We start from the raw sequence: 14,613 nt of genomic DNA on the forward strand, positions 1-14,613 counted from the left end.
CCTCGTGGCATTCGCACACATCTTGATCTGAACAAGCCGATTTATCAGCGCACCGCGGCTTATGGTCACTTTGGTCGTGCGCCTGAGGCGGATGGCGGCTTTTCGTGGGAACGGACCGATTTGGTCGAGGCGCTGAGCAAGGCTGTATAAACGTTTGGCCCAACGGGCCTTGCCCATTGGGCGCAGATTTGCGAAAAGCCCCGCTGATCAACAGCGGGGCTTTTTGATGTCTGACGAAACCAAACATGAATCCGGTTCGCCGTGGCGCAACTTTTATGGCCGTTTGCATGGTAAGACGCTCAATCAGGCCCAAAAGGAGTATCTGGACGAGGATCTTCCGCGCCTGTCTCCGGGTGGTGTGGGTTGGGGTGAGAACCCCGACCGTATAAAAATTGACATGGACAAGCGGTTCAAGGGCAAGCCTGTTTGGATCGAGATCGGGTTTGGTGCGGGTGAGCATCTTGTGCATATGGCAAAGACATACCCAGACGTCGAAATCATTGGCTGCGAGCCTTACGTAAACGGTGTTGCGGCGTGTTTGGGTAAATTGCGCCGCGAGGGGCCGATTGACAATGTGTCGATCCATGCCGGTGATGCCCGCGATCTGTTTGATGTGTTGCCAGATGCATCCGTTGAAAAGGCGTTTCTCAACTATCCTGATCCGTGGCCAAAAGCGCGCCACCATCGCCGCCGTTTCGTGACGCCTGAACATCTTGGGCCATTGCACCGTGTGCTCAAAGCGGGCTCTGAGTTCCGTGTCGCCACTGACATACCCGATTATGTGCGCCAAACGATGGAAGAAGTGCCGCTCGCAGGATTCGATTGGCTTGGTGCGCACGCTGAAGACTGGGGCACTGCGCCGCATGATTGGCTGTCGACGCGCTATGAGAAAAAAGCACTGCGCGAAGGGCGCACCCCGCACTACATGAGTTTTCGACGCGGCCAGTAGACCTACACGTATTTGCGGTTCAAAGAAGTCGTAGATAGACCATGATCAACGGTTGCGCTATCACTCGCGCATCAAAACGAGGAGTCCCAATGTCCGCTCACGGCAATCCCATTCCGATGATCTCCCGCAAGTGCGGCCCCCTTAAAGGCACAGCTGCGGTTCCCGGTGATAAATCCATTTCACACCGCGCGTTGATTTTTGGCGCGCTGGCCGTTGGCGAGACCAAGATCACGGGGCTACTAGAAGGCGAAGACGTTCTTGACACAGGTAAGGCGATGCAAGCGCTTGGTGCGGACGTGATCCGGCATGGCGAAGGGGCATGGTCGGTACATGGTGTCGGGGTCGGCGGATTTTCTGAACCGGAACAAGTGATCGATTGCGGCAATTCCGGCACGGGTGTGCGTTTGATCATGGGGTTGGTTAGCACCTATGATTTTGCAACGACATTTACGGGCGATGGATCCTTGCGCAAACGTCCCATGGCGCGGATCACCGATCCACTGGCCGAGTTCGGCGCGACCTCATATGGGCGCTCAGGTGGGCGTTTGCCACTCACGCTTGTTGGGACTGCGACACCGGTGCCGGTGACATACGAGACGCCAATGCCGTCTGCGCAAGTCAAGACGGCGGTTCTGTTCGCGGGGCTGAATACACCCGGCGAGACGGTCGTGATCGAGAAAGAAGCGACGCGCGATCACACAGAGCGGATGCTCAAAGGGTTTGGTGCAGACATCCGTACCGAGACGACACCAGAAGGCTATAATAAGATTACCCTCAAAGGTCAGCCAGAGCTAAAGCCACAAGTTGTAGCCGTACCGCGCGACCCAAGTTCGGCTGCGTTTCCCGTTTGTGCGGCACTTATTGTCAGCGGGTCCGATATCCTTGTGCCGGGGGTAAGCCAGAACACCACCCGCAACGGCATCTACACCACACTGGTGGAAATGGGCGCGGACATCACCTTTGAAAACCCACGCGAGGAGGGCGGCGAACCCGTTGCAGACTTGCGCGTTAAGTACTCTAACCTGCACGGAGTTGAGGTGCCACCCGAACGCGCCGCATCGATGATCGACGAATACCCTGTCTTGTCTGTGGTTGCATCGTTTGCAACAGGGACAACGACCATGCGCGGCGTCAAAGAGCTGCGCGTGAAAGAAAGCGACCGCATTGATGCAATGGCGCGCGGGCTTGAGGCCTGTGGTGTTGAGATCGAAGAGGACGAGGACACGTTCATCGTGCATGGACGCGGCGTAAACGGGGTCAAAGGCGGTGCCACCTGTGCCACGCACATTGATCACCGGATCGCGATGTCGTTTCTTGTCTGTGGTATGGCCTCCCAAGACCCCGTTGCTATTGATGATGGCTCCCCCATTGCGACCTCGTTTCCGGTGTTTGAGCGGCTTATGGCGGACCTTGGCGCAGAAATTTCACGCGGCTGACTTGACCCACGGGGCCTGAACGGGCAGCGTGAGCGTCCCACATACGGAGAGCGTTATGTCATTTTGTGTCGCCATCGACGGGCCAGCTGCAGCAGGTAAGGGCACTGTGTCCAAAGCCGTTGCCAAGCATTTTGGGTTTCCGCACCTTGATACAGGGCTGCTTTACCGTGCGACGGGAGCAAAAACCTTTGAGGGGCTGACGCCATTGGATGCGGCGTTAAGTTTGACCACCTCTGACCTTGAGCGTGATGATTTGCGTTCGGGTGACGCGGGACAGGCGGCAAGCCGTGTCGCCGCAATCCCCGAAGTGCGCAGTGCGCTCGTTGATTTTCAACAAGCGTTTGCGCGCCGCGATGGGGGTGCCGTTTTGGATGGACGCGACATTGGCACTGTGATTTGTCCCGATGCCGAGGTGAAGCTCTACATTACGGCATCTGACGAGGTGCGCGCGCTGCGCCGCTACGCCGAATTGATCGGCAAGGGCGAGCACGTGACGAAAGAGGGTGTATTGGCAGATCTGCGCGAGCGTGATGAGCGTGATAGCGCACGGGCAGCTGCGCCGCTTAAGCCGGCAGATGACGCGACCGTGATCGATACCTCTAGTATGACTATCGATGAGGCTATTGCGAAAGTCATCGCGTTGATTGACGCGGTCCGAGGCTAAATCGGTCATTTCATTGGTGCATAGTTGCGCGGTCAGTGTGCATTGGTGATCGGATGCGTGGTAAGCCTCTGATAATAAGCAAATTATTATATTTACCCCATGCGTTTGAGGGGTGTGAGAGGACTTGCACTTGGGTCTGGAACCTCCATATGAGCGTCATAAGCAACAAAGGACTCTCCCATGTTTATGGATAAACTCGATTGGCGTTATGCCGTCAAAAAGATGGACGCGAGCAAGCCCGTTTCCGAAGAAAACGTCGCTCAAATTCTAAAAGCGATCCAAATGGCTCCAACCTCGTCTGGCTTGCAGCCATTCAAAGTGTTTGTGATCACCAACCCTGATATCCGTGCAAAGATCCGCCCAGTGGCATGGGATCAGGCGCAGATCACCGATGGCTCGCACCTATTAGTTTTCGCAGCATGGGACAATTACACCGAAGAGCGCGTTGAGGCCGTTGTGGCGCAGCACGCCGAGGAACGCCCTGGAACACGTGAGGCGCTCGACGCCTATTACGATAACCTTAAAGCGGGCTATTTGCCCCGTGATGCACATACCAATTCAGAGCACGCGGCCCGTCAGGCCTATATCGCGCTTGGCTTTGCTTTGGCCGCTGCTGCCGAATTGGGTGTAGATAGCACTCCGATGGAGGGGTTTGATCCAGCTGCTGTCGACGATATCCTTGGCCTGAAAGAGCAGGGACTGACTTCGCTTGTCTTGTTGCCACTCGGGACACGGGCCGACGAGGGGGACTGGCTTCAGGGCATGAAGAAAGTGCGCAAACCGTTGAGTGAACTAGTGACTCACTTGGATTGATCGAAGTCCACCTGTTAAAAATATAGAAGCCGGGCAAATTGTCCGGCTTTTGTTGGAGATGGGGTCAGGTGAATTTATCTCTACGCCACTAACTAATAAATTGGTGGCGTGGTCTCTAAGTAGGGTATTCGATCGGCGAAAACCTCAACAGCCATCAGGGAATGCAATGCAAAAATACTCCATTTTAGATCTCGCACCTGTGGCCGAAGGGCGTCAAATTTCTGACGCCTTCGCGAATTCCGTGACTTTGGCGCAGCACGGAGAAGCCCTGGGGTTTCATCGGTTTTGGTTAGCCGAACATCACAACATGCCAGGCATCGCCAGCGCAGCTACGGCCGTTTTGATTGGCCATGTGGCGGGAGCTACAAAAACCATTCGCGTGGGCGCAGGGGGCATCATGTTGCCCAACCATGCACCGCTGATGGTGGCGGAACAGTTCGGTACGCTGAACGCGCTGTATCCTGATCGCATTGATCTTGGGATTGGGCGTGCGCCTGGGTCGGATATGAATACGGCACGTGCTTTGCGCCGCAATATGCAAGCAGGTGATCAATTCCCCGATGATGTAGTGGAATTGATGGATTATCTGGATGACAATCCTGATGTTACACCTGTGCGTGCTTTTCCTGGAGAGGGCAGTCATGTGCCGGTTTATATTCTAGGTTCGAGCCTGTTTGGCGCTCAGCTTGCCGCATATTTAGGTTTGCCCTATGCATTTGCCTCGCATTTTGCTCCCGCTCATTTGGAGCAAGCGCTGCATACTTACCGCACGACATTTAGACCTTCCGCGGCGTTGGATGCGCCCTACGCGATTATGGCGGCTGGTGTTGTTGCCGCCGATACTGACGCCGAGGCGGTATATTTGCGCTCGTCGCAATTGCTGTCATTCGCCAAGGTTATCACAGGAACGCCGGGGCTGATGTGCAAGCCAAGCCATGATGTGCAAAGTCTGATCCCCCCACAAGTCTGGGCTCAAGTACAAAACGCGATGTCGATTTCGGCCGTGGGGAGTGTGGAGACGGTGCAGGCACAATTGTCGGATATCGTCGCGCGCTATGCCCCTGACGAATTGATGGTGACTGGCATGATTTATGACCAAGCAGCGCAATTGCATTCCTTGAGTTTGGCTGCACATGCGTTATCGTCCTTGGTGGCCGCGTAGCCGTCAGGATCAATATACATTGGGGTCTGCGTTGCCTCTAGGGTTGCTCCCAATGAGAAATCGGCCTATACGCGCCCTGTCTAGAAGACCATTAAGAGTCGCAGATGCAAGGGAACGGCGTCCAAAGGGTAACCTTTGGTTTTTGTTTTTTGCAAAAGTGCTTTGTTTTCAACGACCAAATCAACCCTAAAGACCTGCGGAGACAACCGCACGGCCCGAATAAACGTTTGAAAAGGAAAATGAGACCACATGGCTCAGAACGTATCTATGGAAGACTTCGAAGCTCTTCTCGCAGAAAGCTTTGAAATTGACACACCCGAAGAGGGTTCAGTTGTCCGCGGCAAAGTGCTTGCTATCGAAGCAGGCCAAGCCATCATCGACGTAGGCTACAAAATGGAAGGCCGCGTCGACCTCAAAGAATTCGCAAACCCCGGTGAAGCTCCTTCCGTTGCTGTTGGCGACGAAGTTGAAGTGTTCCTCGACCGTGTCGAGAACGCCCGTGGCGAAGCTGTCATTTCGCGTGACAAAGCGCGTCGCGAAGAAGCTTGGGACCGTCTGGAGAAAGCCTACGCCGCTGAAGAGCGCGTTGAAGGTGCAATCTTCGGTCGCGTTAAAGGCGGCTTTACGGTTGATCTCGGCGGCGCTGTTGCGTTCTTGCCTGGCTCCCAAGTTGACGTGCGCCCCGTGCGCGATGCTGGTCCCCTCATGGGTCTCAAGCAGCCGTTCCAAATCCTCAAGATGGACCGTCGTCGTGGCAACATCGTTGTATCGCGCCGCGCAATCCTCGAAGAGTCCCGTGCTGAACAGCGCGCTGAAGTCATCGGCAACCTCACCGAAGGTCAGGCAGTCGAAGGCGTGGTCAAAAACATCACTGAGTACGGCGCATTCGTCGATCTCGGCGGCGTTGACGGCCTTCTGCACGTCACAGACATGGCATGGCGTCGCGTAAACCACCCCTCCGAGATCCTCACAATCGGTGAGACGATCAACGTTCAGGTGATCAAAATCAACAAAGAGACCCACCGTATCTCCCTCGGCATGAAGCAGCTGCAGGACGATCCATGGGATGCTGTTGAAGCGAAATACGCGCTTGAAACAACACACACCGGTCGCGTGACCAACATCACCGATTACGGTGCATTTGTTGAGCTCGAGCCAGGTGTTGAAGGTCTCGTACACGTGTCCGAGATGTCTTGGACCAAGAAGAACGTACACCCCGGCAAAATCGTGTCTACCTCGCAAGAAGTGGAAGTCATGGTTCTGGAAATCGATAGCGCCAAGCGCCGCGTTTCCTTGGGTCTCAAGCAGACCATGCGCAACCCATGGGAAGTTTTCGCGGAAACTCACCCCGAGGGCACGCAGGTCGAAGGCGAAGTCAAGAACATCACCGAATTCGGTCTGTTTGTCGGCCTCGAAGGCGAGATCGACGGCATGGTTCACCTCTCCGACTTGTCATGGGAAGACCGTGGCGAAGACGCGATCCAGAACTACGCAAAAGGCGATGTTGTTAAAGCCGTTGTTACCGAAGTTGATGTCGAGAAAGAGCGTATCTCCCTCTCGATCAAAGCTTTGGACGATAGCTTCTCCGGCGCAGTCGAAGGTGTTAAGCGCGGCTCCATCGTGACCGTCGCCGTGACAGCCATCGAAGATGGCGGTATCGAAGTCGAGTATGAGGGTGCGAAATCCTTCATTCGTCGTTCCGACCTGTCGCGTGACCGTGCAGAGCAGCGCCCAGAGCGCTTCCAGATCGGTGATAAGCTCGATGTACGCGTGACCAACGTGGACCAGAAAACCCGTCGTTTGGGTCTGTCCATCAAGGCACGTGAAATCGCAGAAGAAAAAGAGGCCGTCGAACAGTTTGGCTCCTCAGATTCGGGTGCGACTTTGGGTGACATCCTCAGCGGTGCTCTTAAAGGCTCCGACGAGTAAGCCACGCGCTTATCTGTCTAATGATTGGAAACGGCCTCGCAGTAGCGGGGCCGTTTTTGTTTGAATCCTGCCGAATCGCGTGTGGGTTGCCGCGGTGCAGCAGGGACATTTTGGACGCTCAATGTTTGATCACGCGCTGAATCGTGTCAAATTTTCACCTTATGTCAGTGGATTAGGTCGAAAAAAATGATTTCGGGCATGCGAGACTATTCCCCGAACACATTCCCCATCCTATAGTCGACCTTGCTCGCATGCCGACACGGTCGGCACCAAACACGACAAAGGGGAGACGATATGATCCGTTCTGAATTGATCCAAAAGATCGCGGATGAAAATCCGCATCTTTATCAAAGAGACGTTGAGCGGATCGTGAATACGATCTTTGAAGAAGTGATTGAGGCAATGGCCAATGGTGATCGTGTGGAGCTGCGCGGATTTGGCGCGTTCTCAGTCAAGCAACGCGATGCCAGAATGGGGCGCAACCCACGTACTGGAGAGAGTGTGTCTGTAGACGAAAAACACGTGCCGTTCTTTAAGACTGGTAAGCTGCTGCGCGACAGACTGAACGACGAATAAAAGGAACGCGCCTAATGCGCTACATCCGCTATGCATTTCTCGCGTCCATCGCCGTGGTTCTAATCACTTTGGCGTTGGCTAATCGTGATATGGTGACGCTCAACCTATTGCCTGACGAATTGGCGCAATTGGTCGGTGTTGGATACGCTTTGACTGTACCGCTGTTTTCAGTGATTTTCGCCGCAGTGGTTGCAGGCCTTTTGATCGGGTTCTTTTGGGAATGGATGCGTGAGGGCAAACATCGCGCCGCTGCGCGCGACAACCGTCTGGCCAAAGACCGTCTTGCACGCGAAATCTCCAAGCTAAAAACGGCGAAGGCGAAGAGTGAGGGCGACGAAGTGTTGGCCCTACTCGAACGTTAATTCAGACTTATGGACACACGCGTCAAGATTTGCGGGCTCACCACGCCCGATGCAGTTTCTGCGTCTGTTGAGGCCGGGGCGCAGTATCTTGGGTTCGTCTTCTTCCCTAAAAGCCCACGCAATGTTGATATCGCAACGGCGCGCGCGCTTGCACTTGATGTGCCAATGGGCGTGGCAAAAGTGGCGCTTGTGGTCGATCCATCCGATGAGGCGCTGGAGCGGCTCACCGGCGAGGTGCCCATCGATATGATCCAGTTACATGGCAAGGAAAGCCTAGACCGGGTCACCGAGGTGCGCACGCGCTTTGGCTTGCCCGTAATGAAAGCAGTTGGGGTTTCTGGCCCTGCCGACCTTCAGGCGCTCAATGCCTACGGTATGGTGGCCGATCAGCTCTTGGTCGACGCAAAACCGCCAAAGGGTGCCGATCTCCCCGGTGGAAATGGCGTGTCGTTTGACTGGCGCCTTGTATCAAAGCGCGGCTGGAACGCGCCGTGGATGCTTGCGGGTGGCCTCACACAAGAAAACGTGGTGCAGGCCATTCAGATGACGGGCGCGAAACAAATCGATCTTTCTTCCGGTGTTGAAAGCGCCCCTGGAGTAAAAGATCCCGCCAAAATTCAAGCCTTTATGAACGCTATTCGCGCGGCTTAGCATTAGGGCACGGCACCGTGTTTTGAGTATTTCAGGGTCAAAGATGCCACCCGCGCTTTACCGCTTGGCATGCATGGGCTACATCCCGATGAACCCTAGATTGGAGCATCGCAATGAACGATCTTTTCAACTCTTTTATGAACGGCCCCGACGAAAAAGGCCGCTTTGGTAATTACGGCGGGCGCTTTGTGTCTGAGACGTTGATGCCACTGATCCTCTCGCTTGAGGAAGAGTACAACAAAGCAAAGGACGATCCTGAGTTCTGGGCCGAGATGAATGATCTATGGAAGCATTACGTTGGCCGCCCCAGCCCGCTCTATTATGCTCACAAGATGACAGAGGAGTTGGGCGGCGCAAAAATCTATCTCAAACGCGACGAGCTTAACCACACGGGTGCGCATAAGATTAATAACGTGCTTGGCCAGATCATTCTGGCGCGCCGCATGGGGAAAACCCGCATCATCGCTGAGACGGGCGCGGGGCAGCACGGTGTTGCGACCGCTACGGTCTGTGCCAAGTTTGGCATGAAGTGCGTGGTTTATATGGGGGCGCATGACGTGGAGCGCCAACGTCCGAACGTCTTTCGCATGCGTCTGTTGGGGGCCGAGGTTGTCCCTGTCACCTCTGGTCGCGGTACGCTCAAAGATGCAATGAACGATGCGCTCCGCGATTGGGTGACCAATGTGCGCGACACGTTTTATTGCATCGGCACAGTGGCAGGCCCGCACCCCTATCCCGCCATGGTACGTGATTTCCAGTCAATTATTGGCCAAGAAGTGCGCTGGCAATTGCCTGAGCAAGAGGGGGAAGGGCGTCTCCCTGATACCCTCATTGCCGCCATCGGTGGTGGTTCTAACGCTATGGGGCTATTTCATCCGTTCCTTGATGACGAGAGTGTAAACATCATTGGTGTCGAGGCTGGCGGTAAGGGCGTTGATCAAAAAATGGAGCATTGTGCGTCTTTGACGGGGGGGCGTCCTGGCGTTCTGCATGGCAACCGGACATACTTGCTGCAAGATGATGATGGTCAAATTCTCGAAGGGTTTTCGATCTCTGCGGGGTTGGATTATCCGGGTATCGGACCTGAGCACGCATGGCTTCACGATACGGGGCGCGCGAAATACGTGTCGATCACCGATAAAGAGGCGCTTGAAGCTTTTCAGTTTTCATGTCGCACCGAGGGCATTATTCCCGCACTTGAGCCATCGCACGCACTCGCCCATGTGATGAAGCTTGCGCCAACTTTACCCAAAGACCACATTTTGGTGATGAACATGTGTGGACGTGGCGATAAGGATATCTTTGCCGTGGCGCGCCATCTTGGGTACGATATCGCAGGTGACGAAGGTCGCGATACAGACTAAGTGAAGTCCCCACGTCGATGAGAAAAGGCCCGGCGTTTGTCGGGCTTTTTTATGGACCTAAGACTTGAACTTGTCGCGCAGCTTTTCCATTGCGCTACGTGGATCGTCCTTTTGGGTGTCTTTTTTCGGCGATGTCGTCGTGTCTGGCGTTTTCTTACCTGTCGACGGGCGAGGAGGGGCTACGCGCATAGCGACCGCGTTTGAGAACTTCCCACCATCGCCCAATGCCAGAGCCGCGGCGCCGTCCGAGCTACCACGTAGCACATCATCTAGCCAGTTTTGTTCGGCCTTTGCGAAGTCTGACAACACGTAACCCGCAACGCGGTCTTTGTGCCCGGGATGCCCGATCCCCATACGCACGCGGTCATAGTCCGCACCGATGTGTTGGTGGATGGAGCGCAGCCCGTTGTGTCCTGCATGTCCTCCGCCAGTTTTGACCCGTACTTTTCCAGGTGCAAGATCAAGCTCGTCGTGGAACACAACCACGTCGGCGGGGGTGAGTTTGTAAAACCGCATCGCCTCGCCTACGGATTGGCCGCTCAGGTTCATAAAGGTGTCCGGTTTGAGCAAAACCACCTTTTCATGTCCGAGCGTTCCCTCGGAGACCTTACCTTGAAACTTGCTACGCCATGGCGCAAACCCATAGTCGTTTGCAATGCGCTCTACGGCCATAAATCCAATGTTATGGCGGTTCTCCGCATACTTTCCACCCGGATTTCCGAGACCGACGAATAGGCGCATGTGATGTCTCCTTTGTGGGGCGTTTTAAGGCACAGTCTTATGAATGCAAAGAAAAACGCGGGAGCTATTGCCCCCGCGTTTCAAATTTGACTAAGCCTTACGGCAAAAGATTACTCTTCTGCGGCGTCGTCGGCTTCTGCGGCGTCGTCATCGTTGGAACCGCCACCAAGACCGGCAGGTGCTGCGATGTTCGCGATAACGAAATCACGATCGATCACGGTGCGCGCACCGTCAGGCAGTTTTACGTCGGAGATGTGGTACACATCGCCGATTTCGCCTTTGGATACGTCGAGTGTGATGTGATCGGGGATATCGCCCGCAGTCACGATCAATTCGACTTCAGTCCGGATGTGCGTGATTACGCCACCTTTTTTGATGCCTGGTGCGACGTCTTCGCCTTCAATCTGAACGTGAATGAACAGGTTGACGCGCGACGTGCGCTTGAGGCGCATGAAGTCTACGTGTGTTGGAAGGTCTTTCACAACGTCACGCTGGACGCCACGGCAGATGACGCGAACGTCGTCTTGGCCTTCAACTTTCAGGTTGAACAACGTTGACAAGAAGCGGCCTGCTTTGAGGCGCTTAAGCAGTACGTTGAATGGAATGTTGATCGGAAGCGGATCGTTTTCGCCACCGTAAACAATACCAGGAACCATGCCGTCGCGACGTGCTTGACGAGCGGCGCCCTTGCCTGTCCCCGTACGTGCGTGGGCAATAAGATCAGGAATCTCACCAGCCATAATAATCTCCAATGTTTTAGGGCGGGCCTCCTCCAAGGCTGTAGACCCGCGTGAACTCGCGCGTATAGGCGAGAATCTCTACTATTGGAAGTCCTGATTTCATACGGGCAGCGTGGCTTGCAAAAATGATCGTTGCGAGCGAAAGATTTCGCCAGTAGCCTTTTCGCCAAAGCGCTTTGAGAAGCGATAGCATTTCCGATGTTTAGCGTTAGGGAGGACGATCATGTCACTTATCACGGCGGTGCGCGTTTCGCGTGCGCCTTTTATGGCGCTTGGCGCAATCGGTGTCTATTGGGGCACGCTCGCGGCGATGGTCCCCGCGATCAAGGCACAGACGCAGGCGAGTGATGCACAGTTTGGCTTGGCACTGTTGGGCGCCGCGATCGGGGGTATGGTTGCAATGTATCTCGCGCCTCGGATATCGCTTGCACTTGGGCGCTATATCCTGCCGTTGCTGGTCGCCGTGATGTTCGTAGCGATGCAAATGCCGGCCTTCGCGCATTCTGTGCCTGCACTGTTTGTGGTTCTTGTTGCGCTTGGAGCTACGATTTCCAGTCTTGATATCAACGCAAACATGCGGCTGAGCCAACTCGAAGAGCGTCATGGGATGCATCTGATGAACATCAATCACGCGATGTTTTCGCTTTGTTTTGGTGTGGCCGCGTTGTTCGTTGCTGGATTGAGACAGGCGGGCTGGTCCGTTGGACAGGTCTTCCCGTTGATGGGCGTTGCCGTAGTCGTCATGGGTCTCATGACGTGGGAGGGGCGCAATTGGCGTCCTGTGGATCCTGAGCCGGAGGGAGCCGACACGCCGACCGAACTTCCATGGCTCTACATCATCCTGACGGGGGTCATGCTATTCGTGTCTTTCGTGGGTGAAAATGCAACCGAGGCATGGTCGGCTCTGTTCATCGAGCGCGAGTTGGGTGGTGCGGTAGGTCACGGCAGTTTTGGTCCATCTACCCTTGGATTTGTGATGGCTGCCTTTCGTCTCTTAGGGCAAGTAACCACCGAGAAACTCGGCGAGGAACGCGTTGTGTTTTGGTCGGGCGTGCTCGGCGTTATCGGGTCACTGGTGATTGCCTCTGCGCAAAGCCAAGGCGTGGTCTTGGTCGGGATCGGGATTACGGCTATCGGTATGGCGGTGATTGTGCCAACGGCAAATTCGCTTTTGGGTAAGCTCGTGCACCGTCAACAGCGGGCACTCGCGATTTCACGGGCTTGGCTGATCGGCTTTACAGGTTACTTCATCGGGCCGTCTTTGATCGGATTTGTCTCACAAGGGTTTGGATTGCGCATCGCGTTTGTCTGTGTAGCGCTCATGGTCGCCTCAATCATTCCCGCTGTCGTGACCATCAAATCACGGCGCGCTGCAGCGGCCTAAAGCAGATTCATAGAGCAAAAAAAACGGCGCCCCAATCGAGGCGCCGCTTTAATGCACCTAAGGTCCGGTTAGGCCCAGCGGCCTGCGAAGTCTTCGGGCACCAAGAGTATGTCGCGGTCCACATCGTTGATGTTGCGCCGCCCGCATAGCGCCATCGACATGTCGAGTTCTTTGTGGATCACTTCGAGTGCTTTTGTCACGCCCGCTTCGCCCATGGCGCCAAGCCCGTAGATGTATGCGCGACCGATGTACGTGCCTGTTGCCCCCATAGCTGTGGCTTTTAGAACGTCTTGGCCAGAGCGAATACCGCTATCGATGTGCACCTCGACTTGATCGCCCACGGCGGCGATGATCGGCTCTAAGCGGCGAATGGACGAAAGAGCGCCGTCAAGTTGGCGACCGCCATGGTTGGACACGATGATTGCGTCTGCTCCAACTTCGACTGCGCGGCGTGCATCTTCTTCGTCAAGGATGCCTTTCAAGATGAGGGGGCCGCCCCACATTTTTTTGATTTTTTTGATTTTGTCCCAGTCGAGGCGGGGGTCAAACTGTTCTGCGGTCCATGTGAACAACGAGCCCATGTTGGACACGCCTTTGGCATGGCCCACAATATTGCCAAAGCTTTTGTTTTTGGTCGCGAGCATTTCCAAGCCCCACTGCCATTTTGTCGCGAGGTTTGCGATGTTTGGCAAGGTCGGGCGCAAGGGCACGGAGAGTCCGTTTTTAAGATCTTTGTGGCGTTGACCCAGAATTTGTAGGTCAAGCGTCAGCACAAGTGCGGATACTTTTGCATTCTTTGCGCGCTGAATAATGCCTTCGAGAAAATCCTGATCGCGCATGACATACAACTGGAACCAAAATGGCTTGGTTGTATGTTTGTCTACCTCTTCAATCGAACAAATCGACATTGTAGACAGAGTGAAGGGCACGCCGAATTTTTCGGCCGCTTTGGCCGCTTTGATTTCGCCATCAGCGCGTTGCATGCCTGTCAGCCCAACGGGGGCAAGCGCAACTGGCATCGCCACGTCTTGGCCGATCATTTGGGTTGCTGTCGAGCGCCCCTCCATATCGACGGCTATCCGTTGTCTTAGTCGAATTTTGTCAAAGTCTGTGACGTTCTCGCGGAATGTTTGTTCCGTCCATGCGCCGCTTTCGCAGTAATCGTAGAACATTTTCGGCGTGCGCTTTTTATGCAGCCGCTTGAGGTCGTCGATGTTTGTAATGACGGGCATGCCGCTTCCCTATCCCTCGAATTGGTTTGATTTGTCGACCAATTTGCATCTTTGGGCGCAAAAACCAAGCAGAAAGAAAGCTAGTTGCAAATCATTCTCAAAAAGACTAGGTGTTGGCGGTAACAAAGTAAACAATCGAAGTGTGAGCATTAGAATGAGTGTGATTTGGCTCGGGATTTTGGCCTCGTTGGGGGCTGGTTTGATGACTGGCGTTGGCGCAATTCCGGTATTGTTCGGCAAAACGATGTCCCAACGCGCCAATGATACATTGCTGGGCTTTGCGGCTGGCGTGATGATCTCCGCCTCATATTTTTCACTTATTGTCCCTGGTTTGGATGCGGCGGACGACCTGTATGGTGTGGTGTGGATTTCGGCAGCAATTGCGGCGTGTGGGATCGCACTTGGCGCGATTCTCGTAGCCGTACTCAACGAAACGCTGCCGCATGAGCATTTTATCGTGGGGCCGGAGGGGGCAGATCCGGGCGCGCTCTCTAAAATCTGGTTGTTTATCATCGCAATAACCATCCACAATTTTCCCGAGGGTATGGCCGTTGGGATCGGGTTTGGTGGTGGAAACATTGCGAATGGTATGAGCCTTGCCACTGGAATT

General features: G+C 54.8%; 16 protein-coding genes. 13 read left to right on the plus strand and 3 right to left on the minus strand.

Annotation, left to right across the window (positions count from 1 at the left end; translation table 11 throughout):
* From ACTG34_RS11905 to trpB, 11 genes are all read left to right on the plus strand, one after another.
* Positions 1 to 150, plus strand: a 150-nt coding sequence (locus tag ACTG34_RS11905; protein ID WP_439105127.1) for a methionine adenosyltransferase domain-containing protein, incomplete at its 5' end; no start/stop codon positions are given.
* A 76-nt stretch (positions 151 to 226) separates the two neighbouring features.
* Complete coding sequence (gene trmB / locus ACTG34_RS11910; protein ID WP_439105113.1) at positions 227 to 949, plus strand: tRNA (guanine(46)-N(7))-methyltransferase TrmB; 723 nt, start codon at positions 227 to 229, stop codon at positions 947 to 949.
* A gap of 89 nt (positions 950 to 1,038) precedes the next feature.
* Complete coding sequence (gene aroA / locus ACTG34_RS11915; RefSeq protein ID WP_439105114.1) at positions 1,039 to 2,385, plus strand: 3-phosphoshikimate 1-carboxyvinyltransferase; 1,347 nt, start codon at positions 1,039 to 1,041, stop codon at positions 2,383 to 2,385.
* 55 nt (positions 2,386 to 2,440) lie between these two features.
* Complete coding sequence (locus tag ACTG34_RS11920) at positions 2,441 to 3,049, plus strand: (d)CMP kinase (RefSeq protein WP_439105115.1); 609 nt, start codon at positions 2,441 to 2,443, stop codon at positions 3,047 to 3,049.
* A 180-nt stretch (positions 3,050 to 3,229) separates the two neighbouring features.
* Positions 3,230 to 3,862, plus strand: a complete 633-nt coding sequence (locus ACTG34_RS11925) for a nitroreductase family protein (protein ID WP_439105116.1) — start codon at positions 3,230 to 3,232, stop codon at positions 3,860 to 3,862.
* 166 nt (positions 3,863 to 4,028) lie between these two features.
* Positions 4,029 to 5,024 carry an LLM class flavin-dependent oxidoreductase gene (locus ACTG34_RS11930; RefSeq protein ID WP_439105117.1) on the plus strand — a complete coding sequence of 332 codons (996 nt, stop codon included), beginning with the start codon at positions 4,029 to 4,031 and terminating at the stop codon, positions 5,022 to 5,024.
* A gap of 249 nt (positions 5,025 to 5,273) precedes the next feature.
* Positions 5,274 to 6,953, plus strand: coding sequence for a 30S ribosomal protein S1 (rpsA, locus tag ACTG34_RS11935; RefSeq protein WP_177205509.1), 1,680 nt, complete (start codon positions 5,274 to 5,276; stop codon positions 6,951 to 6,953).
* A gap of 294 nt (positions 6,954 to 7,247) precedes the next feature.
* Complete coding sequence (gene ihfB / locus ACTG34_RS11940) at positions 7,248 to 7,529, plus strand: integration host factor subunit beta (RefSeq protein ID WP_062217108.1); 282 nt, start codon at positions 7,248 to 7,250, stop codon at positions 7,527 to 7,529.
* A 14-nt stretch (positions 7,530 to 7,543) separates the two neighbouring features.
* Positions 7,544 to 7,891 carry a lipopolysaccharide assembly protein LapA domain-containing protein gene (locus tag ACTG34_RS11945; RefSeq protein ID WP_439105118.1) on the plus strand — a complete coding sequence of 116 codons (348 nt, stop codon included), beginning with the start codon at positions 7,544 to 7,546 and terminating at the stop codon, positions 7,889 to 7,891.
* A gap of 9 nt (positions 7,892 to 7,900) precedes the next feature.
* Positions 7,901 to 8,542: a phosphoribosylanthranilate isomerase gene (locus ACTG34_RS11950; RefSeq protein ID WP_439105119.1), complete on the plus strand. Its 642-nt coding sequence runs from the start codon at positions 7,901 to 7,903 to the stop codon at positions 8,540 to 8,542.
* A 113-nt stretch (positions 8,543 to 8,655) separates the two neighbouring features.
* Positions 8,656 to 9,906, plus strand: coding sequence for a tryptophan synthase subunit beta (trpB, locus tag ACTG34_RS11955; RefSeq protein WP_439105121.1), 1,251 nt, complete (start codon positions 8,656 to 8,658; stop codon positions 9,904 to 9,906).
* Positions 9,907 to 9,963: 57 nt separating this feature from the next.
* Here trpB and pth read toward each other — a convergent pair whose 3' ends face one another.
* Entirely contained in the window at positions 9,964 to 10,647 is a 684-nt protein-coding gene (gene pth, locus ACTG34_RS11960) for an aminoacyl-tRNA hydrolase (protein WP_439105122.1), read from the minus strand.
* Positions 10,648 to 10,757: 110 nt separating this feature from the next.
* Positions 10,758 to 11,387 carry a 50S ribosomal protein L25/general stress protein Ctc gene (locus ACTG34_RS11965; protein ID WP_439105123.1) on the minus strand — a complete coding sequence of 210 codons (630 nt, stop codon included), beginning with the start codon at positions 11,385 to 11,387 and terminating at the stop codon, positions 10,758 to 10,760.
* 223 nt (positions 11,388 to 11,610) lie between these two features.
* Here ACTG34_RS11965 and ACTG34_RS11970 point away from each other — a divergent pair, with 223 nt between their 5' ends.
* Positions 11,611 to 12,771: an MFS transporter gene (locus tag ACTG34_RS11970; RefSeq protein ID WP_439105124.1), complete on the plus strand. Its 1,161-nt coding sequence runs from the start codon at positions 11,611 to 11,613 to the stop codon at positions 12,769 to 12,771.
* Between the two features lie 68 nt (positions 12,772 to 12,839).
* Here the strand turns inward: ACTG34_RS11970 and ACTG34_RS11975 are convergent, their stop codons facing one another.
* Complete coding sequence (locus ACTG34_RS11975) at positions 12,840 to 14,003, minus strand: alpha-hydroxy acid oxidase (protein WP_439105125.1); 1,164 nt, start codon at positions 14,001 to 14,003, stop codon at positions 12,840 to 12,842.
* A 154-nt stretch (positions 14,004 to 14,157) separates the two neighbouring features.
* Between ACTG34_RS11975 and ACTG34_RS11980 the strand changes: the two genes are divergently transcribed.
* Positions 14,158 to 14,613: ZIP family metal transporter (locus tag ACTG34_RS11980; RefSeq protein ID WP_439105126.1), on the plus strand; the 456-nt coding region annotated here is incomplete at its 3' end.

Origin of the sequence: Celeribacter marinus (genome assembly GCF_965656515.1) — a bacterium.
Taxonomy (GTDB): domain Bacteria; phylum Pseudomonadota; class Alphaproteobacteria; order Rhodobacterales; family Rhodobacteraceae; genus Celeribacter; species Celeribacter marinus_D.